Origin of the sequence: Flavobacterium sp., from assembly GCF_043722275.1 — a bacterium.
Taxonomy (GTDB): domain Bacteria; phylum Bacteroidota; class Bacteroidia; order Flavobacteriales; family Flavobacteriaceae; genus Flavobacterium.
Map to the genome: position 1 here is coordinate 108815 of NZ_JAYSPC010000098.1, position 22342 is coordinate 131156.

The 22342-nt window shown below is 32.9% G+C and carries 28 protein-coding genes; 10 read left to right on the forward strand and 18 right to left on the reverse strand.

What is annotated here, in order from left to right:
• Positions 1–15: 15 nt before the first annotated feature.
• Complete coding sequence (locus ACHZDT_RS12420) at positions 16–507, forward strand: septal ring lytic transglycosylase RlpA family protein (RefSeq protein ID WP_394774946.1); 492 nt, start codon at positions 16–18, stop codon at positions 505–507.
• An 80-nt stretch (positions 508–587) separates the two neighbouring features.
• Here the strand turns inward: ACHZDT_RS12420 and ACHZDT_RS12425 are convergent, their stop codons facing one another.
• A complete protein-coding gene (locus ACHZDT_RS12425; protein WP_394774947.1) occupies positions 588–1043 on the reverse strand; it encodes a DinB family protein in 456 nt (151 codons plus the stop codon).
• A 75-nt stretch (positions 1044–1118) separates the two neighbouring features.
• Between ACHZDT_RS12425 and ACHZDT_RS12430 the strand changes: the two genes are divergently transcribed.
• The 5 genes from ACHZDT_RS12430 to nadD all read left to right on the forward strand — a co-directional run bounded on the left by ACHZDT_RS12430 (position 1119) and on the right by nadD (position 4415).
• A complete protein-coding gene (locus tag ACHZDT_RS12430) occupies positions 1119–1472 on the forward strand; it encodes an arsenate reductase family protein (RefSeq protein WP_394774948.1) in 354 nt (117 codons plus the stop codon).
• A 375-nt stretch (positions 1473–1847) separates the two neighbouring features.
• Positions 1848–2708 (forward strand): YicC/YloC family endoribonuclease, encoded by an 861-nt coding sequence (locus ACHZDT_RS12435; RefSeq protein WP_394774949.1) that lies wholly within the window; start codon positions 1848–1850, stop codon positions 2706–2708.
• 94 nt (positions 2709–2802) lie between these two features.
• The gene (gmk, locus tag ACHZDT_RS12440) at positions 2803–3375 is read left to right on the forward strand and encodes a guanylate kinase (protein WP_394774950.1); all 573 of its coding nucleotides are present in this window, start codon (positions 2803–2805) and stop codon (positions 3373–3375) included.
• Positions 3376–3434: 59 nt separating this feature from the next.
• Positions 3435–3800, forward strand: coding sequence for a four helix bundle protein (locus ACHZDT_RS12445; protein ID WP_394774951.1), 366 nt, complete (start codon positions 3435–3437; stop codon positions 3798–3800).
• Positions 3801–3833: 33 nt separating this feature from the next.
• On the forward strand, positions 3834–4415 hold the full coding sequence (gene nadD, locus ACHZDT_RS12450) for a nicotinate (nicotinamide) nucleotide adenylyltransferase (RefSeq protein WP_394774952.1): 582 nt from the start codon (positions 3834–3836) through the stop codon (positions 4413–4415).
• Positions 4416–4754: 339 nt separating this feature from the next.
• Here the strand turns inward: nadD and ACHZDT_RS12455 are convergent, their stop codons facing one another.
• The 12 genes from ACHZDT_RS12455 to ACHZDT_RS12510 all read right to left on the reverse strand — a co-directional run bounded on the left by ACHZDT_RS12455 (position 4755) and on the right by ACHZDT_RS12510 (position 14580).
• Positions 4755–6224 (reverse strand): nicotinate phosphoribosyltransferase, encoded by a 1470-nt coding sequence (locus tag ACHZDT_RS12455; RefSeq protein WP_394774953.1) that lies wholly within the window; start codon positions 6222–6224, stop codon positions 4755–4757.
• A gap of 6 nt (positions 6225–6230) precedes the next feature.
• Positions 6231–6683: a nucleoside 2-deoxyribosyltransferase domain-containing protein gene (locus ACHZDT_RS12460; protein ID WP_394774954.1), complete on the reverse strand. Its 453-nt coding sequence runs from the start codon at positions 6681–6683 to the stop codon at positions 6231–6233.
• The gene (locus ACHZDT_RS12465) at positions 6684–7409 is read right to left on the reverse strand and encodes a metallophosphoesterase family protein (protein ID WP_394774955.1); all 726 of its coding nucleotides are present in this window, start codon (positions 7407–7409) and stop codon (positions 6684–6686) included. It abuts the gene before it with no gap.
• A gap of 11 nt (positions 7410–7420) precedes the next feature.
• On the reverse strand, positions 7421–8260 hold the full coding sequence (locus tag ACHZDT_RS12470; RefSeq protein ID WP_394774956.1) for an ADP-ribosylglycohydrolase family protein: 840 nt from the start codon (positions 8258–8260) through the stop codon (positions 7421–7423).
• Positions 8261–8360: 100 nt separating this feature from the next.
• Entirely contained in the window at positions 8361–8873 is a 513-nt protein-coding gene (locus ACHZDT_RS12475) for an O-acetyl-ADP-ribose deacetylase (RefSeq protein ID WP_394774957.1), read from the reverse strand.
• 7 nt (positions 8874–8880) lie between these two features.
• Positions 8881–9408: an NADAR family protein gene (locus tag ACHZDT_RS12480; protein WP_394774958.1), complete on the reverse strand. Its 528-nt coding sequence runs from the start codon at positions 9406–9408 to the stop codon at positions 8881–8883.
• 7 nt (positions 9409–9415) lie between these two features.
• Complete coding sequence (locus ACHZDT_RS12485; protein ID WP_394774959.1) at positions 9416–10498, reverse strand: adenylosuccinate synthetase; 1083 nt, start codon at positions 10496–10498, stop codon at positions 9416–9418.
• A gap of 131 nt (positions 10499–10629) precedes the next feature.
• Positions 10630–11505 carry a hypothetical protein gene (locus ACHZDT_RS12490; protein ID WP_394774960.1) on the reverse strand — a complete coding sequence of 292 codons (876 nt, stop codon included), beginning with the start codon at positions 11503–11505 and terminating at the stop codon, positions 10630–10632.
• 2 nt (positions 11506–11507) lie between these two features.
• The gene (locus tag ACHZDT_RS12495) at positions 11508–11843 is read right to left on the reverse strand and encodes a hypothetical protein (protein ID WP_394774961.1); all 336 of its coding nucleotides are present in this window, start codon (positions 11841–11843) and stop codon (positions 11508–11510) included.
• Positions 11844–11967: 124 nt separating this feature from the next.
• On the reverse strand, positions 11968–12801 hold the full coding sequence (gene prs, locus ACHZDT_RS12500; protein WP_394774962.1) for a ribose-phosphate diphosphokinase: 834 nt from the start codon (positions 12799–12801) through the stop codon (positions 11968–11970).
• A gap of 74 nt (positions 12802–12875) precedes the next feature.
• The gene (locus ACHZDT_RS12505; protein ID WP_394774963.1) at positions 12876–13568 is read right to left on the reverse strand and encodes an NUDIX domain-containing protein; all 693 of its coding nucleotides are present in this window, start codon (positions 13566–13568) and stop codon (positions 12876–12878) included.
• Between the two features lie 106 nt (positions 13569–13674).
• A complete protein-coding gene (locus ACHZDT_RS12510) occupies positions 13675–14580 on the reverse strand; it encodes a LysR family transcriptional regulator (protein ID WP_394774964.1) in 906 nt (301 codons plus the stop codon).
• Positions 14581–14664: 84 nt separating this feature from the next.
• Between ACHZDT_RS12510 and ACHZDT_RS12515 the strand changes: the two genes are divergently transcribed.
• The 3 genes from ACHZDT_RS12515 (at position 14665) to ACHZDT_RS12525 (ending at position 18109) form a co-directional block, all read left to right on the forward strand.
• Entirely contained in the window at positions 14665–15429 is a 765-nt protein-coding gene (locus ACHZDT_RS12515) for a type 1 glutamine amidotransferase domain-containing protein (protein ID WP_394774965.1), read from the forward strand.
• A 101-nt stretch (positions 15430–15530) separates the two neighbouring features.
• A complete protein-coding gene (locus ACHZDT_RS12520; protein WP_394774966.1) occupies positions 15531–16688 on the forward strand; it encodes an iron-containing alcohol dehydrogenase in 1158 nt (385 codons plus the stop codon).
• A 425-nt stretch (positions 16689–17113) separates the two neighbouring features.
• The gene (locus ACHZDT_RS12525) at positions 17114–18109 is read left to right on the forward strand and encodes an NAD(P)H-dependent glycerol-3-phosphate dehydrogenase (protein WP_394774967.1); all 996 of its coding nucleotides are present in this window, start codon (positions 17114–17116) and stop codon (positions 18107–18109) included.
• A gap of 163 nt (positions 18110–18272) precedes the next feature.
• On the opposite strand, the gene ACHZDT_RS12530 is transcribed toward ACHZDT_RS12525, so the two are convergent.
• The 3 genes from ACHZDT_RS12530 to ACHZDT_RS12540 form a co-directional block, all read right to left on the reverse strand.
• Positions 18273–18680, reverse strand: coding sequence for a hypothetical protein (locus ACHZDT_RS12530; protein ID WP_394774968.1), 408 nt, complete (start codon positions 18678–18680; stop codon positions 18273–18275).
• A gap of 257 nt (positions 18681–18937) precedes the next feature.
• Complete coding sequence (gene pheS, locus ACHZDT_RS12535; RefSeq protein WP_394774969.1) at positions 18938–19957, reverse strand: phenylalanine--tRNA ligase subunit alpha; 1020 nt, start codon at positions 19955–19957, stop codon at positions 18938–18940.
• Positions 19958–20090: 133 nt separating this feature from the next.
• Positions 20091–20447: a hypothetical protein gene (locus ACHZDT_RS12540; RefSeq protein ID WP_078006785.1), complete on the reverse strand. Its 357-nt coding sequence runs from the start codon at positions 20445–20447 to the stop codon at positions 20091–20093.
• Positions 20448–20735: 288 nt separating this feature from the next.
• Here ACHZDT_RS12540 and ACHZDT_RS12545 point away from each other — a divergent pair, with 288 nt between their 5' ends.
• Positions 20736–21296: a CvpA family protein gene (locus ACHZDT_RS12545; RefSeq protein WP_394774970.1), complete on the forward strand. Its 561-nt coding sequence runs from the start codon at positions 20736–20738 to the stop codon at positions 21294–21296.
• 23 nt (positions 21297–21319) lie between these two features.
• Here ACHZDT_RS12545 and ACHZDT_RS12550 read toward each other — a convergent pair whose 3' ends face one another.
• Both ACHZDT_RS12550 and ACHZDT_RS12555 read right to left on the reverse strand, forming a co-directional pair.
• The gene (locus ACHZDT_RS12550) at positions 21320–21682 is read right to left on the reverse strand and encodes a hypothetical protein (protein WP_394774971.1); all 363 of its coding nucleotides are present in this window, start codon (positions 21680–21682) and stop codon (positions 21320–21322) included.
• Positions 21683–21689: 7 nt separating this feature from the next.
• Positions 21690–22148: a Panacea domain-containing protein gene (locus ACHZDT_RS12555; RefSeq protein ID WP_394774972.1), complete on the reverse strand. Its 459-nt coding sequence runs from the start codon at positions 22146–22148 to the stop codon at positions 21690–21692.
• Positions 22149–22342: the final 194 nt, after the last annotated feature.

The following is a 22342-nucleotide window of genomic DNA, read 5'->3' on the forward strand; positions in this document are numbered from 1 at the left end:
GAAAAAAAATAACCCATGAGAAGTAAAAAAAATATTATACTTACAACACTTTCATTAACTTTTTTAAGCTGTTTTACTTACGTTATAAGTCAAACAAAACCAGGAACAGAAACCAAAATAATTCAGGATACAGTAAAAACGGCAAGACCAGATATACTTGCAATTCCATCTGATTCAGTTTTTACTGACAAAGGCCTAAAATTAAAAGCTTATAAAAAAAACGCTCACGCCTCGTATTACGCTGACCGATTTAACGGAAAAAAAACCGCAAGCGGAGCCAGATTCAACAATAATAAATATACGGCAGCGCACAAAAAGCTCCCATTTGGAACTAGAATAAAAGTTACAAATGAAGCTAACGGAAAATTTGTAATAGTGAAAGTCACAGATCGTGGTCCGTTTGTAAAAACAAGAGAACTCGATTTATCTAAAAGAGCTTTCATGGAAATCACCAAAAATAAAGGTGCAGGCGCTATGAAAGTAACAATTGAAACGATAATAGAATAATCAAATTATGATATTCAAACCCGACAGTTTTAAAAACCTGTCGGGTTTATTGCTTTAAAAAATCCGCAATCATCAAAAGTCTAAATAAACTTTTTGATATTCATGATTATTCCTGTGTGAATACCTTCATGGTAATTAACGAAGGATAATGCGTCATTTACGTTTTTAAGAGTAAAGCCTAAGCTTGTAGTATATTCGTTATAATTTACGAATTTATTGTCTTCAAAATCTTTTTCTGTCTGGGACAAAGTTGTAGAAAGTAACGTTCTTATTTCGTCTAATTCGGCTTGGGAAATATCACTTTCGGGTTTGGTTCCTTTTTTATATTTATCAATAAATTCATCTGAAACCATAGTAGGCAAACCTGATAATTTATAAACTAAAACTTGTTGCGACGCTACGCAATGTGCAATATTCCAAATCAAATTATTACTAAATCCTTGCGGAATTTTATTCAATTGTTCTAATGAATGATTGTCTATAAATTTTAAAAGAATTTCCCTACTGGTTTTCTGTACTTGTAAAACTGAATTCATAATTTTTTTTTTCTAAAATTAGGCATTTTTCAGTTTTAAATGAATTTTCTTTGCAGTCTCTTAAATTAAAAAATCATGAACAAAATATACTATTTAGCTACTTGCGATACTTGTAGAAAAATTATTAAAAGTTTACCCAAGGATAATGATTTGGTTTTTCACGACATCAAACAAAATCCTATTACGGAAGCGGAACTTGAAGAAATGTATGAGCTTGCGGGAAGTTATGAAGTATTGTTTAGTAAAAAAGCGCAATTGTATAAGTCTATGGATTTAAAAAACCAATCTTTAACTGAAGCTGATTACAAAAAATATATTTTAGAACATTATACTTTTTTAAGCCGTCCGGTTTTTATTATTAATGATAAAATTTATATTGGAAATAGTCAGCCTGTTACATTACAGGTTTCTAAAGCTTTGGCGAAATAATATAAAGTTCTAATAAACCAGGATTTGCGTTAGGGATAGAAGCGGAAATCCTTTTTTTGAGCTTTTTCTGCTCAAAAAAAGATTGGAGTGAATAGCCCGACCGAAGGGAACGCCCAAATTAAAATTTTGATTCAAAAAAGTTAACCACAAATTGCACAAATTATTTGTGAGCTTAAAAATAAAGCCACTGATTAAAAAGATTCTCACAGATTGGCAAAATCTATAAAATCATTTTAATCTGTGGCAAATAGAATCGAGGAATTTCCATTAATTAAATTTGCGCTAATTTGTGTAATTTGTGGTGAAAACAGATTAGCGATTAAAAACTCAAGACTGCAAAGTTTTATTTATCTTTGCGCCTTTATACTCAATTATATGATACAATCGATGACAGGGTTTGGCAAAGCTTCTTTGCAATTGCCAACAAAAAAAATTACTGTTGAAGTAAAATCCTTAAATAGTAAAGGTTTAGATTTAAACGTAAGAATGCCGTCGCTTTATCGCGAAATGGAGTTAGGTTTAAGAACTCAGATCTCTACGAAACTGGAAAGAGGAAAAATTGATTTCGGGATTTACATTGAAAGTACTTCTGAACAAACTTCGACGAAAGTAAATGTTCCTGTTGTAAAAAACTACATTGCTCAATTAAGGGAAGTATATCCTGCTGCTGATGAAACTGAATTGATGAAAATGGCGGTTCGTATGCCTGATACATTAAAAACGGAGCGTGAGGAAATCGATGAAAATGATTGGGACCAAATCAAAGTTATCATTGATGAGGCTTTACAAAATATCCTGACTTTTAGAAAAGACGAAGGTGAATCTCTTGAAAAAGAATTCAACTTAAGAATTGGAAATATCCGTCAGTACATGAATGATGCTTTGGCTCTTGATCCGGAACGTGTTCAGGCGATTAAGGATCGTTTGCAAACTGCAATAGCTGAATTGAAGGTGAATGTTGATGAAAATCGTTTCGAACAGGAATTGATTTATTATTTAGAGAAACTGGATATTACTGAAGAAAAAGTTCGCTTGACAAATCATTTAGATTATTTCTTAGAAACTATAAAAGGTACAGAAGCTAATGGTCGCAAATTAGGTTTTATTACTCAGGAAATGGGTCGCGAGATCAATACAATGGGTTCAAAATCTAATCATGCTCAAATGCAGAAATTAGTGGTGATGATGAAGGATGAATTAGAGAAGATTAAGGAACAGGTTTTGAATGTGTTGTAAACACGCAATAAGCTTTAAGCTATAGGCTTTAGGCGAAAAAAACATAAAGTAAGAAAGCTTAAAGCATACTGCCTAAAGCCTAAAGCATAAATTAATGAACAAAGGAAAATTAATTGTTTTTTCGGCACCTTCAGGATCGGGAAAAACAACTATAGTAAGACATTTACTTGGGAAAGAGGATTTAAATTTAGAATTTTCAATCTCAGCGGCTTCTCGTGACCCACGCGGAGAAGAAGTTCACGGAACAGATTATTATTTTATCTCGTTACCGGAATTTAAAAAACACATTAAAGCCGAAAATTTCCTGGAATGGGAAGAAGTGTATCGCGATAATTTTTATGGTACTTTAAAATCTGAAATTGATCGTATTTGGGCTTTAGGAAAAAATGTCATCTTTGATATTGATGTTGCCGGCGGATTACGTATCAAACATAAATTTCCGGAACAAACTCTGGCTGTTTTTGTTAAACCTCCAAGCGTTGATGAATTGAAACGCAGACTTAAAGAGCGTTCTACTGAGACTGACGACAAAATCAATATGCGAATTGCAAAAGCATCTGTTGAATTAGCAACTGCTCCACAATTTGATACAATTATAAAAAATTACGATTTAGATACTGCTAAAGAAGAAGCATATCAATTGGTAAAAGATTTTGTTAATAAGTAAGTAATTAGTCTTTAGTGGTTAGTCCTTAGACTGAGGAGAAATTAAATTATAAGCTTGAAATGAGTGGTATTAAATCGTACAAAGAATTATTTATTTGGCAAAAAGGAATAAAAATAGTTGTTCTGGTTTATAAACTCACAAAGAGCTTTCCTAAAGAAGAAATATACGCCTTATCAAGTCAATTAAAAAGGGCAAGCGTATCCATTCCTTCAAATATTGCAGAAGGTTTTGGGCGCCAAACCGACAAATCATTTAATCATTTTTTGAATATTTCCAGAGGCTCTCTAAATGAGATCGAAACACAATTAATTATTGCAAAAGAATTAGAATTTATTTCTGACGATAATCTATTTAATGAGATTATGTTTTTGATTGAAGAAGAAAGCAAAATGATAAATGCTTTTTCTAAAAATCTTAAAGACTAAGAAACTAGGGACTAATAACTAATTACTTTAAAAATGAAAATAGGCCTTTATTTCGGAACGTATAATCCCATTCATGTTGGTCATTTGATTATTGCGAATCATATGGCTGAGTTTGCCGACTTAGATCAGATTTGGATGGTGGTTACGCCACATAATCCGTTAAAGAAAAAATCTACTTTGCTGGACGATCATCAACGTTTGCAAATGGTTTTTCTGGCCACAGAAGATTATCCTAAAATCAAACCTTCGGATATTGAGTTTAAATTACCTCAGCCTAATTATACCGTAAATACATTGGTTCATTTGCATGAAAAATATCCAACTCATGATTTTTCATTAATTATGGGAGAAGATAATTTGAAAACGCTTCATAAATGGAAAAACTACGAAGTGATTCTGGATCATTATGATATTTACGTTTATCCAAGAATTTCTGAAGATGAGGAAAACGTCGAATTAAAATCGCATCCAAAAGTGCATATGATTGATGCGCCAATTGTAGAGATTTCTTCTACTTTTATTAGAAATAGTATTAAAGAAGGAAAAAATATTCAGCCGTTATTGCCACCGAAAGTTTGGGAATATATTGATCACAATAATTTTTATAAGAAATAAAATGCAGTCTTTGTCATTTCTGACGAAGGAGAAACCACACACGTAATTCTCAAAGATTGATGATTTTGATTGCGGAGTTTCTAGTGTGATTTCTCCTTCGTCGAAATGACAAAAAACAACAAAAAAAGCCTGAATTTTTAATTCAGGCTTTCATTTTTTAAACATTAAATCGATTATTATAATCTAGCTCCATCGGAGCGTAATATTTATAGCAATTACAAACGATCTGATTTAAAGCTCCAGCGGAGCGATATCATCTGTGCAATTTAGAACAATCTTTAAAATGCTATAAATATATCATCCCTCTGGGATTTATTTTTAAATGATAATTTACGCTTATTATGCTTCAACATTAATGTCGCTTTTAACTCTCGCTCTGATATCCTTTAAAGATTGCTCGGCTAAAAGTTTTCCATCTCTGAAAACTTCTTTCAATTCGCCTTGTTTTTCTTCTTCCCACGAAACATTATCGCTTAGATGATATACACCATCAACTAAATCAATTTTCATTAATCCTTTAGCCGATTTTTTAGTTCCGTCGTCAGTAATAGGATCTTTAAAAATTGCTCTTCCTTCTCCGTCAACTTCTCCGTAAGTTGCTTTCATTGCAAAACCAAAAGTATCTCTTGTATTGTATTGATATGTAAATGACCCAATTCCTAGAACAACATTCGTTGAAGCAAATCCTTTTGCTTTTAATCTTTCGCAAATTTGAATAGATCTTGCAACGGTAATACTATCACCGTAAATAGCGCCAATTTGTGGTATAAGCTCTTTATATCCTTTTGCGTTAACTGTGCCTCCAAAAACATTCCAAAGCAGTTCAATTACACCTTTTTTCTCTTCTTCGGTTTTTCCTTCTGGATTTCCGCAGATAATATCAACCGGATCTCCACTATCAGGACGAATCACAACTTTACCCTCTCTGGCAATAATATCTTCTTTTAAACGTGGCAAATAATCGGTTAGCACTTTCCATAAATCCCAAGTATCAGAAACGATAGAAACAATTCCTTTTGGATAAACTTCGGTAACTAATCTTTTGAAAGTTTCACATTCTCCTTCGGTAGTTCCCATACACATTACAGAATGTTCTGTTGCTGCAACAGAACCTGCGATTAATTCCTGATCAGAATTAGCATTGTAATAATCTTCGAAAAAATCAATTACCGGAATGGTATCAGATCCTGTAAAGCTTAATAAATGTCCAGCTGCAGAAGTTATTGCAGCTTCAATACCGCCCATTCCTCTCATAGAGAAATCGTGCGCCTGCCAATCTACAAATTCTGGAACTGATGAAGTTTCATCAGCATATTTGTCTAATACTTTTCTATATTCTCTGGCAATTGTAGCAGAGTTACATGGCAGCCAAACTACTGCAGAAAGTAAAGTTTCGAAATAATTGGTCAACCAGAAAAATTCCGGAAGCGTATTATACATGGTAAACATTGGTACTCTTAACGGAACGCTCGCTCCTTCTGGCAACGCTTTAAAAACCATTGGAATATATCCTAAATCGTGTAAATCTTCGATATGTTTTGTTCCAACCTGGTTTTCGCCTAAATAATTATTGATTCTGCGTGCGTATTTTTTAATAACTTCTTCTTTTGGCTTTTTGAAGAAATCAGCATCAAAATCGTGAATGATATATTTTTTAATAAAATATTGCAATCCAAAAAACACAACCTCATCAATTCCATCAATTCTTGATTTTCTGGGTGTCCAGTTAGAATATACTAATGTGGTTTTGTCCGGATATTGTCTTCTGTGGTCAACTTTGTAACCGTCTGTTAATAATAGTGGGTTCATGTTTTGTTATTTTAGTAAATTTTGGATTAATTCTTCTAATGTTTTAAATTGTTCTACTGAATATCTGTTGCAAACAATATCAATATTGCCTTTGCGCCAAAAGTTTTCTTCAACGACTACTTTCATTTTATTTGATTGGGCATAAAGTCCAAATTCAAGCAAAGATATTGGTGACATCGTATCTTCTGCAAAATACATAATAATTATGTCTGCTTTTTCTAATGCGTTAAGTTCCCAATTGACCTGTTCCTTAAAGTTGTCGTTTTCTATTGTTTGTGACCAACTGCTATCCCACTCGCTTCTTCTGGGATTAAAGATAATAAACTTGTCATGTAATAATTCTTCGCAGCGTTTTTGCCAATCAATCGCTTTGTCCATTTCTATAGATCCGGCTAAAAAAATGGTTTTAAATTCACTTTGCGAAGGAATTTCTTCAGGAGATTTAAAAATTTTCTTCATCTATTTATTTCTTCCTTTTTCTGTTGGATAAAAATTCTGCACTACATCACTTTGCCAGAATGCTTTTGTTTCCATATCCATACAAGTCAGTTTACCATAAAAACCGGCTCCGGTATCAATATTCCAAACATTGCAACCTTGCATTGGAACATCAACATTATAATGTAGCGTTGGCGTATGACCAATGTAAATTTCGTTATACAGCAATAATCTTTTCGGATAGGATAGTGAATCTTTCCGGATTCGCTTATCCATAGTCAAAGCCATTTCCCAAAGCGTTCTGTCCCAGCTATAATTGCTTACATAATGTTCCTTTTCCGGACCATGCATTGATGAAAAACCTGCGTGAATAAACAAATTATTATTTTCATCTACAAAATAATCTTTCATATTAGCAAAAAATTCAAGATGCTTTTCTTTCGATTTTATATTCTGATAACTTTCAATAGTTGATTTTCCTCCATGCAAAAACCAAGTATCATTTATTACATCATTCATCAGCCATTCATGACACCAGACATCATGATTTCCTCTTATAAAAATGCATTCTTGTTTTTGAGATAAGGCAATCAAAAAATCAACAACTTGCGCTGATTCTCCCCAACCATCAACATAATCTCCCAGAAAAATAAGACGGTCATTTTCTTTTACCTCAACTCGTTCTAATAATTGAATTAAAGCTTTTAAACCTCCGTGAATATCTCCAATAACTAATGTTCGTTTCATGATTAGAATATCTAATTAAACTTAGTAATGAGCTTTTGGTCTAATGCAATCAGAAAATCTTTTCCGAATTTTTCATTTTCTAACTCTTCATATAAAAATGAAGGCAAAACTTTATCACATTTTTCTTTATGACTTAAAATTGCCATACATAAAGCTGCAACAGTATCTGTATCTCCGCCATAATCGATACTTGTTTTCAAACAATCTTTCATTGAAGTGGCTTCCGAAACAATTTTGATAACAGCTTGAGTTGTTGGATAACCGTGCATATCAATTGGTGAAATGATTTTATAAGTTTCGTTTTCTTTTAAAGTTTCATTTAAAAACGATATCAAAGTTGCGCCATCGCCTAAATTATATTTAAAATAGTGAACGGCTAAAGCAATGCGTTTTGCACAACTAATTCCTTCAATTGTATCATGGGAAGTTTTCGCCTGAATTTCGCAGAAGGCTTTTATTTGTTCAATATCTTTTAGATATCCAATAGAATATGCTCGCATTGCCGAACCGTTTCCGTTGCTTCCGTTGTCGATTATTTTAATGAAATCAGCTCCATTTGAAATGGCGTCTAAAGCATTGTAAACTCTGTCTGAATATCCTCTTCTTTTATCTCTATGAAATACTTCGACAAATTTATCAGCGACTTTTATTTCGTTCCAATTATCATCTTCTAATAACAATTCTGAAATTGCAATCGCCATTTGCGTATCGTCTGTATATCTTTTATAGATTTCAGTATAAAGTCCGTGTTTATGATATTGAGTCAAATGATTATTTTGAGAAATAAAATCTAAATCGCGAAATTCAAATCCTGCACCGTATGCATCGCCTATTGCTGCTTCTAATATCATAACTTTATTTTTTTATTGTTAATCAGGATTATTCTTAAGATGAATAAATACGATTGTAATTAAGGGAATTGAATTTGTTTTAGAGGAATTTGATTTGATTTTAATTTTCTAATAAGTGTTTATAAATTTCATAACTCTCCTCATCAAAACAGACGAATATTATTTTATCTATTTTCGATAATTTATCGAAAATTCTAACTGATTTAATTGCAATTTCGGCCGCTTTATCTTTCGGGAATTTATAAATTCCGGTACTTATGCCGGGAAAAGCAATTGTTTTGATTCCGTTTTGAACAGCGAGATCTAAACTATTTTGATAACAAGACGCAAGCAGGCTATTTGTTTGCTCTTTATCACCATTCCAAACTGGACCAACAGTATGAATCACATATTTTGAAGGTAAATTCCCTGCCGTAGTTATGACCGCTTCTCCAACTTTACAACCGCCTTGCTTATTTCGTATTTGAATGCATTCGTCTAAAATTGCTTTTCCTCCTTTTCTATGAATCGCTCCATCAACTCCGCCTCCACCTAATAAAGAAGTATTTGCAGCATTTACAATTGCATCAACTTTGATTTCGGTTATATCTGCCTTAAGGATTTCTATTTCCATAATCTAATTATTTCAATTCATCCCTAACTTCCATCAAGGCAAAACCCAACAAATTAAGTCCGCGCCATTTTTCAGGATTTTCGATGTCTTTGTGATCACTTGCAAGTCCAATTCCCCAGATTGCGTCAAGCGGACTAGCTTCGACTATAACGCGGTCTTTTGTGCTGATTAAAAATTTCTTTAGATCAGGATTTTGAGTGAATTTATGGTAATTTCCCTCTTTCACAATGTCAAATCTGGCGGCTAACCAAAGTGTTTCATTGTAGTTTTTTACTTCTCTTCCAAATTTTTTGGCTTCTGCCGGAGATTTAGCCTGAAGGATTTTCTCCAAAACTTTATCATCTTTAAACAATTCGGCTTTTTTAGCCATCATCCAGTGTTCAGCAGTTTTGTAAACTACTTTATCCACTTCAAATGAACTTAACCACCATTGACTGAAACAAGTTTTAATTATTGTCCCGTCTGAACTTGGCTGATGTCCCCAGAAAAATAAAAATTTACTTTCCGGAGCTATATTTTGTATATTATATTTCATTTTTGTTTTATTGAAATAAAGAAGTCATCTGTTTAAAATCCTTTGAATCGGGTGAAAATGATCCGTAAATTTCATTGAACTCAGTTGTTAGATTTTCAAACTCATAATCAGTTTCAATCTGATCCATACAAGTAACAACCAGGTTTCGTTTTGCGTTTAAACTATACGCTGCGTCAAGCTTTAAAGCATAATTTAATAGATTATAATCTAAATCGCCTGTTCGCAATTTGCCTTGAAATTCGTTATAAACACAGGTTTCTTCTTCGTTATTTTTTAATTTTAATTCCCTTTCATTATTCATCCAGCCATTTCCATGTCGGGTTGAATAACTTCTTGTCACATAATAAATGTTAATATCTTCTATTTGCAACTTTTTGCATATTTCATAAGCATTTTTTGATGTTGTATTTGCATACGTAACATTCGGGAAAACGCCATGATCCATGTCGAGTAAAATACCCTGACTTCCTTCGAAAATAAGATTCGGGTAATTTTCTAAAAAGCTGTAATCGCTGATATTCCATTTTAATTTATCGATAATTTCCAGGTAATGATCAACTTCCTCATCGATTTCACTTTCATTTAAAAAACCGTAATAATAAGCGATCTTTTCCAGTTTCTCTAAAAGCATTTGTCTTGGTGCAATTAAGTCAATTGCATACAGTTTGTATTGACCTTCATTACGTTTCATGGTTGCTCCTACTCCTTTTCCACAAGTTCCGTGATCGAGATTTCTCACGTTATTTCGGTTTTGCCAAACATCAAACGGAGTTGTAATTTTTGCTAACGGATGAATGTAAAGTTCAATATTTCCGCCTTTTTCTGCTAATTCCTCCATTTCATTGAATAAAAAAACAGGATGAACCGTGCAATGTTCGCTATAATAAGAAGGCAAACCGCGAAGCGCGCCACTTGCAAAACTCGAATGAACGTGTTTTTTGTCACCAATCATAACCGTATGTGCGGCTTGTTGTCCTCCTGAAAACCGAATAACTATAGATTCAGGATTTTGCTTCGCCAGAAAATCTGTTGTAATCCCTTTTCCTTCATCACCAAATCCTAAACCTATAACTATTTTTGCTGTTTTCATTTTATAAAATATTTTTTAAGTTCTTTCAACTTAAACTTTAAAAAAAACTTTGCGTCTTTGCGTCTTTGCGAGCAAATTTCACGCTAGTATTAAAAAAACTTAAATAATAATCTCGCAAAGTCGCAAAGTTTTTAAAGCATTTGTATATTATCTAAACCTGTATCGCTTGTATCAGAAACTGGTATTGTTCCTAAACCTAATCCTGAACTTTTATGTTTATCACAAATGATTTTCTTGATTACATTCGGAATTTCTTTGTGATCTTCGATAGACAAACAATTTTGTCCCAGTAATTCTTTCCATGCAACATTTGCTCTTATCGCCTGATCAGAATGTAATACACTAATATGGTAAACTTCGTAACTTTTTTGAGCTTCTTTTAATAATTCAAGATGTGTATAAGTTTGTTGTCCTGAACCCATAATTTCTTTTATTGCAGATGCCGGAAGTGTATCTAAATTAGGTTCATCGCCTACGGTAAACAATAATCCTTTTTGACCTCTTTTTTCAAAAGAATCAGTTTTAGTATGAAAAGCGGCAAAATACCAGGCCAAAAGATAACTTTCACCTGCATTTCCTCCTCCTCCGCCTTCAATATAAGTTCTGGTCAGCCACATATCAAGTTCTGCATCACCAGATTCAAATTGTCCTACCTGCAACGGATATCTGTCGCATTCATGATCACCAATTCCTAAAAACAATAATGCCGGATCAGGAACTCCACCCTGAATAATTCCTCCCATTAATTTTGGAAGTCCGTCTTTTATCAATTCATGCGGAATATGTCCCATACTTCCTGTAACATCAAGTGCCAAAATAATTGGAACTGAATTGGGATGAACTTCAGAATCTCTGGCTTCACGAAATGTGATTCCGTTTGGGTTCATTGATTCATGCGCCTTTCCTAATTGATTTTGAACGAAAATATCACTTGCAGCTTTAAATCCGTAACCTGCATCTTTTGCTCTGCTTGAACGAGCACCTAAATCATATCTTGTACTTCCCATAACTAAAATGTTTTACCAAATAAATATTCAAATCTTTTTTTTGAAACTTCAAACTGAATGTTTAGATTCCTGATTGTCAGTGACAATTCCATATCTCTTTGCACAAATGACTCGGGTTGAAAATCAGCAAATGTCAAACTGTTTTTATCAAGCGGACTAATATCTATAAGTCCTTCTTGTTCTCTTTCTAATCTTTTTATTTTCAGTTCAATATCTTCAACTCGGCGTCTGTAAATTAACTCAGAATCCTCACCAATTGTTTTGGCTCTGTCTTCTCTAATCTGATCATTGTTTCTTTTTAAAGACTCAATAAATCTTGGTTTTAAATCATCACTCATGTTTTTTGTGGTTTTTGTTTCAGGTTTTCTTGGTTTCAGGTTTTGCACCTAACTTGAAACGGTTAATAGTTTTTTTTGTTTCAGGTTTCAAGTTTCACGTTCTCAGCTGAAACCTGAAACTATTTTAGACCACTTGATCTAATTTGATTACTTCGACTTCCTCGCCTTCGAAATCTTTTACTGAATTAGTTGTGAATATTTTATCGAAACAATTTAAAACTTCAAAACCTTTGTTGAAAATTCCGTGGCTTACGGCTAAATATAATTTTCCGGCATTTTTCTTTTTTAATTCTTCGGCTAAGCCAACAAATGTTCCTCCGCCATCGCAAATATCATCAATGATTAAGCAATCAATTCCATTTAAATCATCTTCGTAAACTTTAAATCCAGACAATCTTCCGGTTTTTACGTCACGGCTTTTGCTGCATTCTACAACATCAATTCCGCCTAAAAATTCTGAAACTTTATAGATTTTTTTAAGAGCGCCACCATCCGGAGAAATCAATTTTACGTTTTCGCCAATTACTTTTAAAACTTCCTTGATAAAAGTATGATTCGGAATCACCTCGCAATTGTTTACCAATGCCGGAGTAACTTCAGAATGCGCATCAAAAACAAAAACTTTATTCAATTGAAGTCCGTTTATGATATCAGCATACACTTTTACAGAAAGAGATTCTCCTTTAATCATCACGCGATCCTGTCTTGCAGCCGGAAAATACGGAATAAACAAATCGATTACTTTGACATCCATTCTGCGTAAAGCATCAACCGTAATACACAATAAACCCAAATCATTGAATGAATTTAATCTGTGTGTGATGGTTATTTTTTGAGTAGTATCAAAATTAGGATCAATTTTAATGTGTGGTTCTCCGCCAGAAAATGTAAAACTTTGAAATTTGATTTCTTCCTGATTAAGAAACGGAGCGAATTTTGGGTCTAAATTAAGTATCATAGTTTTTGAGTTTGCGTTAATTATACGCAAATATAGATTTAATTATTTAATAAACAATTTATTTTGTGTAAAATTTACGCAAACTTTATTTCAAAGTGAAAGCCATTTTCAATTAATTCATTATATTTCAGCTGATTAAACTTAAAAAGTTTTGCTGGTCTTCCGCTTTTTATGGGTGAAAAATGTTCTGTTTGTTCTAAAAAGCCATAACTAAGAATCTTTTTTCTGAAGTTTCGTCGGTCAATTTCCTTCTCTAAAATAGTACAATACAAGTTTTCCAGATCCGAAAACAAAAATTCTTCCGGAAGCAAATCAAAACCAATTGGCTCATAAGTAAGTTTTGCTTTTAATCGTGAGATCGCCGTTTGAAGTATTAAATTATGGTCAAATGCCAAAGCAGGAATTTCTTCTATCCTGCACCATTGTACTTTTTCTGCATCAGTATCTGCTTTTATTTCTAAATTTGAAGCGTCAACTAAAGCATAATACGCAACCGAAATTACACGGTTTCTGGAATCTCTGTGAATATCGTCGCCAAAGGTGTACAATTGTTCCATAAAGTTCAACTGAACATTTGTTTCCTCATGCAATTCCCTTATTACGGCATCCTTTAATGATTCATTTTGCTTTACTAAACCTCCCGGCAAAGCCCAATATTTATCTGCAGAGCCAAATTGCTGCTCTATTAAAAGTACATATAAACTATTGTTTTTATATCCAAAGACAATTGCATCAACAGCAATTCTAATATTTTGAAAATTTTCCATATTTAAAAAAGATTTGCCACGAATTTTTATTAATTTTTTCCTAAACAATCCGCAAAAAAATTTGTGGAAATTTGTGGAATTTGCGGTAAAAAAACGTGTTGAAAAGCTACATTCTATTCCCTAAAAACAATTTTAACTCTTTAGCAATACTTTCAAAAAACGAACTTGAAGTATTATTTTTAGCCGTCAATAAATATACATATTCCTCCGGCACGTGAAAACTATTCCAGAGTAATTGTAATTTGTTTTCCTTAATATATTTTCTCGCATTACAATTCCACGTTATTGCAACACCAGAATTTTTTGAAAGCATTTCAAGCATTTCAGATTCTGACGGAATAATATAATTAGGAATCATCGACGGTCGTTTTTTATTGAATGCATGAAGCCAAAATATTTTTATATGTGAAATCCTCGCATCATGACTATACCATTTTTGCTCATTCAGCCACTGTTCTATCGCCGTAAAGTTATCTGCTTTTAATTTCTGACGGAATTCTGCTGCTTCGAGATTTATCGGGGCAACCATTATCAATTTAATTTTTCCTACGATTTCATAAATGGTATCAAACGTATCAAATCTTTTTGTCATAATGGCAAAATCAAGTTTTTTAGCATCGACAAGCGCGAAAAGTGCATCATCTTCGGCAAAGGTAAAATCGATAAAATCAAATTTAGAAATAAGGATACTTCCGCAACTATTGAAAAGATCTTTTGAGATCCCAACAGAAATTAATCGGACAGAATCTTCGGCTTTAGCCCTAAATCCGCTCTCGACATTTTCGAGTCGGTCAAGCGCGTCAATAATTAAATTATTGAGTAACTTAGCGTATTCCGTTGGTTCAACACCTTTAGATTTCCTATTGAATAATTTATAACCCACATGTGCCTCTAACATCGATATTTGTTGACTCACAGCTGGTTGACTCATAAACAACTCTTTTGCAGCTACGGAGAAATTACCATTTTTGTAAACTGACTTAAATGTTCTGTACCATTCGAGATTTACCATGATATAAATATTTTAATAACAAACATAGTTTATTTTATTTTTACTGATATCACTTTAAACGTAAATTTGATGAAAATTTAAACTATGAAAAAAATAACATTACTCGCGATTATAGCATTCACAGCTTCTACCATTTCGGTAATAGCTCAAAAATCAAATAAAAAAAGTATGAAAAAAGTATTATTTGTTGTAACCAGTAATGATAAACTGGGCAATACAGGAGAAAAAACAGGATTTTGGTCAGAAGAATTAGCTGCACCATATTATGAATTATTAGATCAGGGAGTAGAAATTACAATTGCAAGTCCGCTTGGAGGTCAGCCGCCAATTGATCCAAAAAGTGCTGATCCATCTGCTGCAACCGAAGACACAAAACGTTTTGATGCTGATAAGACATTACAGGAAAAATTAAAACACACACATAAACTTTCAACAATCAATCAAAAAGATTACGACGCGGTTTTTTATCCCGGAGGTCACGGACCACTTTGGGATTTAGTCGAAGATAAAAACTCAATTGCTCTAATTGAATCTTTTTACACGCATAAAAAACCAGTTGCTTTTGTTTGTCACGCTCCGGCTGTTTTGAAAAACGTAAAAGTAAATGGCGAATTTTTAGTAAAAGATAAAAAAGTAACCGGTTTCACAAATGATGAGGAAGAAGCTGTAGGATTAACTAAAGTTGTTCCGTTTTTATTGGAAGATGCTTTAACTCAAAACGGAGGTAAATTTTCAAAAGGACCAAACTGGGCGCCTTATGCCGTAGAAGACGGACTTTTAATTACAGGACAAAACCCGGCTTCATCTAAATTAGTTGCTGGAAAATTATTGGAAAAATTGAATAAATAAATAAAGTTGCTAAGATTCTAAGTCACTAAGGTTCCAAGGTTAAATCCTTTAAAAAAACTTAGCGACTTAGTGACTTAGTATCTTAGAAACTTAAAAACAAAATGCTAAACTTTGAATTATACAATCCGACGAATTTAATTTTCGGAAAAGGACAAATTGAAAAACTTTCGACTTTAGTACCAAAAGATGCTAAAATTCTTTTGGCTTATGGTGGGGGAAGTATTTTTAAAAACGGAATACACGAACAAGTAATCAATAATTTAGAAGGTTTTGATATTGTTGAATTTGGCGGAATTGAGCCAAATCCGCATTTTGAAACTTTAATGAAAGCGGTTGACGTTATTAAGGCAGAAAAAATCGATTTTATTCTGGCTGTTGGCGGCGGATCTGTTATTGATGGAGTAAAATTTATTTCGGCAGCCGTAAACTTTGATGGGAATCCAATTGATATTTTACAAAAAAGGTTGTTGATTAAAGAAAATGCGGTGCCTTTCGGGACTGTTTTGACTTTACCGGCAACAGGAAGCGAAATGAATTCCGGATATGTCGTAACGATTAAAGCAACTCAGGAAAAATTAGCTTCTGGCGGAAGTGCTTTATTTCCTAAATTCTCTATTTGTGATCCAACAGTTATTGCCTCTTTACCAAAAAGACAATTACAAAATGGTGTTGTTGATGCTTATACGCACGTAATGGAACAATATTTAACGTATCCTCATGAAGGTTATTTACAAGATAGAATCGCTGAAGGAATTTTACAAACGTTAATTGAAGTTGGGCCAAAAGTAGTTGAAAATCCAACAGATTATGCGTTAGCTTCTAACTTTATGTGGAGTTGTACAATGGCATTAAACGGATTGATTCAAAAAGGTGTTCCGTCTGATTGGGCAACTCATATGATTGGTCACGAATTGACGGCGCTTTACGGAATCGACCATGCACGCACTTTGGCGATTATAGGACCAAGCTTGTACAATGTAATGTTTGACACTAAAAAGGAAAAATTAGCACAATACGGAAGAAGAATTTTCAGCTTGACTGGTTCTGATGAAGAAGTGGCTAAAGAAGCGATCAACAAAACCGTTGAATTTTTTCATACAATGGGAATGGATACTAAACTGTCACAATATGTGGACGATTACAGCAAAACAGCAGATTTCATAGTAAATCGTTTTGACGAAAGAGGCTGGAAAGGTTTAGGTGAAAAACAATTAATCACTTTAGATAAAGTAAAATCGATTGTTGAAATGAGCTACTAATAAATAAAATTTCAAAAAAATTAAATTCCAAATTCCAAAAACTTAGATGTGTTACAGGAATTTGGAATTTTTATTTAAAGTGCAAATCTATAATTAGTGTGAAGCAATTGGAATTTGGAATTTAGAAAATTGGAATTTGTTTTGATTATTTAAATCAAAAAAGGCGTTCTTGAATTTTCAGGAACGCCTTTTTACAATACTAAAACAAAACTAACTAACTCAATTTTCGTTAAACTCATTAAATTCTAATTTACAAGTAGTTACAACGTAAAGTTTTTATCTTTATTGTATTGAGCGTAAAATATTTTTATTTTTTTGAAAAATGCTAAAAACCATTGAATTTACAGATACTGTTTAAATTTCTTAAATCAGATTTTGTATTATTACTACATTATTAAGTACTTTTGTTTTAAATTATTAAAATAATGAGCGAAAATTTAAAATTTGCAGTAATTGGAGGAGGAAGCTGGGCTACGGCAATTGCAAAGATGTTATGTGTGAATCTTTCAGAAATTGCCTGGTACATGCGTAATGATGCTGCGATTGAGCACATTCAGAAATACAAACACAATCCTAATTATTTAAGTTCGGTTGAATTTGATACCAATAAACTTAAATTAACAAACAACATAAACGAAGCTATAGAATATGCAGATTATGTAATTTTTGCAATTCCGTCTGCTTTCCTGGATGCTGAACTACAAAATTTAACGGTTTCTTTAGCCGATAAAATTATCTTTTCGGCAATTAAAGGAATTGTTCCTGAGACAAGTTTAATCGTTGGTGAGCATTTTCATATTCAATATGATATTCCTTATTACAACATTGGCGTTATTACAGGTCCTTGTCACGCTGAAGAAGTAGCTTTAGAAAGACTTTCCTACTTAACAATTGCTTGTGGAGATCCTGATAAAGCTCAAATCGTAGCAAAACGTTTATCCGGAAACTACATCAAAGCAAAAATTTCTGATGATATTATTGGTACTGAATATGCCGCAATGCTTAAAAACATTTATGCCATTGCTGCCGGAATTGCGCACGGTTTAGGTTATGGAGATAACTTTCAATCAGTTATGATGAGTAACGGAATTCGCGAAATGAAAAAATTCATCCGTAAAGTTCATAAAATGAAACGTAACATTAATGATTCGGCATATTTAGGCGATTTATTAGTTACAGGATATTCCGTATTCTCCAGAAACAGAATGTTCGGAAACATGATTGGAAAAGGTTACACGGTAAAAAGTGCGATGATGGAAATGAGCATGGTTGCCGAAGGTTATTATGCTACTAAAAGTGCTTATAAATTAAATCAGGGTTACGGTGCAAAAACGCCAATTATCGACGCCGTTTATGCAATTTTATATGAAGGAAAAGATGCAAAATCTGTCTTTAAAAAATTGACGGAGTCTTTGGATTAAATCTTTTAGAATAAAGATTTATAGAGTAAAGAGAATAGATTTCTATACTTTGAGAATAAAAAAAGAGTCAAGACTAATTTAAATTTCGTCTTGACTCTTTTCGTTTTTATCTATTTTTTCTAAAGTCTATTCTCTTTACTCTATACTCTTGATTCTATTTTCTCTATTTCACCATAACTCCATCAACAAATAAAATCGGCACTTCTTCCGTATTATTTTCACTGATTAGGTTTGATTTGAATATGAATTTCTTGTCGTATAATTTATTGTCAATGAAGAATGTCACCATGAATTCGTTGTTTAGAACCACTAAACTCTTTTCGATCATTTCGATTTTTACTACAGAAACGGCGGGAACTTCAACAAAAGCGTGACGCAAAACAGATGTTTTTTTCATTTCGCCGTCGATAGTTCCAAATGCTTTTGAAACGACCATTACACTGTCTAAATTAAAGTCGCTGTCGTTTACAAGATAAGCGTACCACACTTTTTCCATAAAATCGTCGCTCCATTCCTGAACAGCGGCCAGAAATACGTTTTCTACTTCGGGGATTGTTATATCTTTTTTCATTAGATTTTTTGATTGTTGACTAACGATTTTTGATTTCAGATTTAAGAGACTGAAATCAAAAATTCTATCTTTTTACTAAATATTGATTTATAACGGTATGTCATAGCCCAGATAGAAGGGAAAATCCTTTTTTGGCTATTTTTCTTAGCCTAAAAAGATTGGAATGATAGCTGGAAATAGCTCCTTAAAACTAAAAATTGATTTTTGATTTCAGAAGATAGATCTGAAATCAAAAATCATTAATCTTATATCTTAAATTATATATTTGCCTTGAATTGCTCCAGGAAACGAACATCATTTTCGTAAAACATACGAATATCACCAATTTGGTACAATAACATCGCAATACGCTCAACTCCCATTCCGAAAGCAAAACCGTTGAATTCTTCAGGATTGATGTCGCAATTTTTAAGAACATTTGGATCTACCATTCCGCAACCTCCAATTTCTAACCAACCGGTTCCTTTTGTGATACGATAATCGGTTTCGGTTTTTAAACCCCAATAAATATCAATTTCGGCACTTGGTTCTGTAAATGGAAAGTATGACGGACGTAAACGAATTTTTGATTTTCCGAACATTTCTTTTGTGAAATAAAGCAATGTTTGTTTCAAATCTGCAAACGAAACATCTTTGTCAATGTACAATCCTTCAACCTGATGAAAAATACAATGCGAACGTGACGAAACTGCTTCGTTACGAAATACACGTCCCGGAGAAATAGTACGAATTGGCGGTTTGTTATTTTCCATATAACGCACCTGAACAGATGATGTATGTGTACGTAACAACACATCAGGATTGGTCTGAATAAAAAATGTATCCTGCATATCACGCGCCGGATGGTATTCCGGTAAGTTCAATGCGGTAAAATTATGCCAGTCGTCTTCGATTTCCGGACCTTCGGAAACATTGAAACCAATATTGGCAAAAATATCTATAATTTGATTTTTAACGATCGAAATCGGGTGACGTGAACCAATAATTACCGGTTCTGCAGCACGCGTTAAATCGCCAAACATTCCTTTTACTTCATCCTTACTTTCAAGTTCTTCCTGAATAACTCTTACTTTTTCTTCAGCAACAGCTTTTAAGGTATTTATTACTTGTCCGAAGTCTTTTTTCTGGTCGTTAGGAATATTTTTGAACTCTGTAAAAAGCTCTTTCAACAACCCTTTACTGCCTAAATATTTAACACGGAATTGCTCTAAGGATTCTTTATTTTTATCATTAAAGGCTTTAGCTTCCTCTATATGTTGTTTTATCTTGTCTATCATTTTCCTTCAATAATTGAGATTACAAATTTAATTAAAAAAGTGAGATGTTAAGGGTGAGAAGTGAGAAGTATTCCAAAGTTCAGTAATATTTTCAATACAAAATCTAAAATCTGCACTCTTAAATCTAAAATATTTATTCAATAAGTTCTCTTTCTAAAAAATAATTGACAATGGCTTCTTTCATCAAAACCGATTGTTCTCCTGCTTTTAATGCCGGCAATTCTTCTTTTACTTTGTAATGTGGCCATCCTTCGGCATCAAAAAAGTCGAATTCATAAAACCCGTAAGGCTCTAATAATCGGCAAATCGCGATGTGCATCAGGTTTAATTTTTCGTCTTTTTTGAATTCACGGTGCACTTTTCCGAGTTCCTGAACTCCAATTAGGTAAATTATGGCATCTAAATCCAAGTCTTCGCCTTGCGAAAACTGATTAGATAATATATCGACGAGCTTTTCCCATCGCTCTTTTAGTTGTGTATCTCTGGACATTTATATAATTGTGAATTATGAATAATGAATTATAAATTCAAAAACCATAAAATTTAGCTCGCAAAGATACGGACTTCAAATTCAAAGACCTAAAATTAACGGTTTGCCTTGTAATGAATATGTTGGATTAGCGCAGATTTTCATTGTATTGACAAACCCGACAGGTTTTAAAAACCTGTCGGGTTTAGGAACGTAAAACCTGAAACTTTTTTTAACCACATTTTATGTCTATCCAACGTAAAGCAGATAATTCTTTTATATTTGCGCCTGAATAAAACCACAGAAAATATGAGTCTTTTTGATATGATTTTTGGAGCACTTTTGGCTTTCAGTTTATATAAAGGAATTAAAAACGGGCTTTTTGTAGAAGTTGCTTCTTTTATTTCTTTGCTTTTGGGAATTTATATTGCAATTAAATTCTCTTATTTCATGAAAGAACTAATAATGAAACACGTTTCATGGAATCCAAACACAATCCAGATAACAGCTTTTATCCTGACATTTATTCTGGTTGTTATTGGCGTTTATTTCCTGGCAAAAATCCTTACCGGAATTGCTGATTTCGCTTTCTTGGGATGGTTGAATAAATTAGGCGGAGGATTTTTCAGAATTTTGAAAACGATCCTGATTATGAGTGTTTTTATCGCGCTTTTTGAGAAAATTAACTTCAATGAAATATTTGCCAAAAAGGAAACTTTAGACAAATCTATTTTTTATAATCCCGTAAAAAAAGTAGCTGCTTTTGTTTATCCTTCGATCGAAAAATGGTACGATACTTTTAAGGAAGAACATGCTAAAAGTTCTAAAGATAAATCGGATGAAACTTCTTCTGAAACTGAAAAAGAATAATTTTTAAACAAATAAAGGATTATTTATTCATCATCATGAAAAGGCTGCGGAAATAAATTTTTCAAAATTATCAACATCATTCCAATCACATTTACAGAGGAAGTCGTCAATAATGTAATTAAAACATTTTCTGAAAGATTCAGCTTAAGTAAATTATCATTAAAATATAAAATTGAGACTACAGCGGCCAGCCAAAGAAAAATAATGCCCGCAAAAATATAGGTTAAATGTCGTCTAAGTCTGGTATCTTCTAAAAATCTCCCCACTTTAGCATTACCTAATCTGTCTTCAAGAATTTGATTTTGTAAACGCGCCTTGCTAAGATCTTCACTGGTTAATGAAGAACTGTTAGAAATTGAAATTTGATTTAGATTTAGGGACGACATAATAAGCTTAAATTGGTTTTAACTTAGTTTTATAATGGTCAAAAATATCATCATCAGAAATAACAGCATTAGAATCTTTTCGATATACTTTTCTCCACGGCGTACCGTCATTGTGTGTTAAAGCACTTAAGTAAATACCATCAAATCTTCCGTAGACTTCCCATATTTTATCTAAAAATTTCTCATCTTCGCTCGTTATTTTTTCATCTTTTACAGCATTCGGAATTTTCTCTGTAATCTTCTCTTTCTTGTATTGTTTGATGCTGTAATATAAAGACGGGAAAACCGGTCCAAAATCCCATGCGATCGGACTTTCATCAAGCAGTCTTTCTTTTTTGTCTGTCAAAGCCAAATACCAGCCGTAAGCAATATAAGTTAGCTTAATTATTTTCATTGGCGTAAGATTTCCCGTTTTGGAATACTTGTCTATGAAATAATTGGCGACTGTTGTTGGATTGTAAGTCATAACGAAAATATTTTAATCAAAGTTAATGAAAATAAGTTTGCAACAAAAATTTAAGAACTTATTGTAATGTAAATCAGGTGTTTTACTTGTATACAACAAACCCGACAGGTTTTAAAAACATAAGTGTTCGGAAGAGTTAAATTGATTTACATATATTAGTATTAAAGTCTAATTGTATGGAAAAGAAAGTCACA

What these genes read in the sequence shown, in the direction of transcription:
- ACHZDT_RS12420 (WP_394774946.1), top strand. Translation starts at nt 16, where the DNA reads ATGAGAAGTAAAAAAAATATTATACTTACAACACTTTCATTAACTTTT.
- ACHZDT_RS12425 (WP_394774947.1), bottom strand. Translation starts at nt 1,043, where the DNA reads ATGAATTCAGTTTTACAAGTACAGAAAACCAGTAGGGAAATTCTTTTA.
- ACHZDT_RS12430 (WP_394774948.1), top strand. Translation starts at nt 1,119, where the DNA reads ATGAACAAAATATACTATTTAGCTACTTGCGATACTTGTAGAAAAATT.
- ACHZDT_RS12435 (WP_394774949.1), top strand. Translation starts at nt 1,848, where the DNA reads ATGATACAATCGATGACAGGGTTTGGCAAAGCTTCTTTGCAATTGCCA.
- gmk (WP_394774950.1), top strand. Translation starts at nt 2,803, where the DNA reads ATGAACAAAGGAAAATTAATTGTTTTTTCGGCACCTTCAGGATCGGGA.
- ACHZDT_RS12445 (WP_394774951.1), top strand. Translation starts at nt 3,435, where the DNA reads ATGAGTGGTATTAAATCGTACAAAGAATTATTTATTTGGCAAAAAGGA.
- nadD (WP_394774952.1), top strand. Translation starts at nt 3,834, where the DNA reads ATGAAAATAGGCCTTTATTTCGGAACGTATAATCCCATTCATGTTGGT.
- ACHZDT_RS12455 (WP_394774953.1), bottom strand. Translation starts at nt 6,224, where the DNA reads ATGAACCCACTATTATTAACAGACGGTTACAAAGTTGACCACAGAAGA.
- ACHZDT_RS12460 (WP_394774954.1), bottom strand. Translation starts at nt 6,683, where the DNA reads ATGAAGAAAATTTTTAAATCTCCTGAAGAAATTCCTTCGCAAAGTGAA.
- ACHZDT_RS12465 (WP_394774955.1), bottom strand. Translation starts at nt 7,409, where the DNA reads ATGAAACGAACATTAGTTATTGGAGATATTCACGGAGGTTTAAAAGCT.
- ACHZDT_RS12470 (WP_394774956.1), bottom strand. Translation starts at nt 8,260, where the DNA reads ATGATATTAGAAGCAGCAATAGGCGATGCATACGGTGCAGGATTTGAA.
- ACHZDT_RS12475 (WP_394774957.1), bottom strand. Translation starts at nt 8,873, where the DNA reads ATGGAAATAGAAATCCTTAAGGCAGATATAACCGAAATCAAAGTTGAT.
- ACHZDT_RS12480 (WP_394774958.1), bottom strand. Translation starts at nt 9,408, where the DNA reads ATGAAATATAATATACAAAATATAGCTCCGGAAAGTAAATTTTTATTT.
- ACHZDT_RS12485 (WP_394774959.1), bottom strand. Translation starts at nt 10,498, where the DNA reads ATGAAAACAGCAAAAATAGTTATAGGTTTAGGATTTGGTGATGAAGGA.
- ACHZDT_RS12490 (WP_394774960.1), bottom strand. Translation starts at nt 11,505, where the DNA reads ATGGGAAGTACAAGATATGATTTAGGTGCTCGTTCAAGCAGAGCAAAA.
- ACHZDT_RS12495 (WP_394774961.1), bottom strand. Translation starts at nt 11,843, where the DNA reads ATGAGTGATGATTTAAAACCAAGATTTATTGAGTCTTTAAAAAGAAAC.
- prs (WP_394774962.1), bottom strand. Translation starts at nt 12,801, where the DNA reads ATGATACTTAATTTAGACCCAAAATTCGCTCCGTTTCTTAATCAGGAA.
- ACHZDT_RS12505 (WP_394774963.1), bottom strand. Translation starts at nt 13,568, where the DNA reads ATGGAAAATTTTCAAAATATTAGAATTGCTGTTGATGCAATTGTCTTT.
- ACHZDT_RS12510 (WP_394774964.1), bottom strand. Translation starts at nt 14,580, where the DNA reads ATGGTAAATCTCGAATGGTACAGAACATTTAAGTCAGTTTACAAAAAT.
- ACHZDT_RS12515 (WP_394774965.1), top strand. Translation starts at nt 14,665, where the DNA reads ATGAAAAAAATAACATTACTCGCGATTATAGCATTCACAGCTTCTACC.
- ACHZDT_RS12520 (WP_394774966.1), top strand. Translation starts at nt 15,531, where the DNA reads ATGCTAAACTTTGAATTATACAATCCGACGAATTTAATTTTCGGAAAA.
- ACHZDT_RS12525 (WP_394774967.1), top strand. Translation starts at nt 17,114, where the DNA reads ATGAGCGAAAATTTAAAATTTGCAGTAATTGGAGGAGGAAGCTGGGCT.
- ACHZDT_RS12530 (WP_394774968.1), bottom strand. Translation starts at nt 18,680, where the DNA reads ATGAAAAAAGATATAACAATCCCCGAAGTAGAAAACGTATTTCTGGCC.
- pheS (WP_394774969.1), bottom strand. Translation starts at nt 19,957, where the DNA reads ATGATAGACAAGATAAAACAACATATAGAGGAAGCTAAAGCCTTTAAT.
- ACHZDT_RS12540 (WP_078006785.1), bottom strand. Translation starts at nt 20,447, where the DNA reads ATGTCCAGAGATACACAACTAAAAGAGCGATGGGAAAAGCTCGTCGAT.
- ACHZDT_RS12545 (WP_394774970.1), top strand. Translation starts at nt 20,736, where the DNA reads ATGAGTCTTTTTGATATGATTTTTGGAGCACTTTTGGCTTTCAGTTTA.
- ACHZDT_RS12550 (WP_394774971.1), bottom strand. Translation starts at nt 21,682, where the DNA reads ATGTCGTCCCTAAATCTAAATCAAATTTCAATTTCTAACAGTTCTTCA.
- ACHZDT_RS12555 (WP_394774972.1), bottom strand. Translation starts at nt 22,148, where the DNA reads ATGACTTACAATCCAACAACAGTCGCCAATTATTTCATAGACAAGTAT.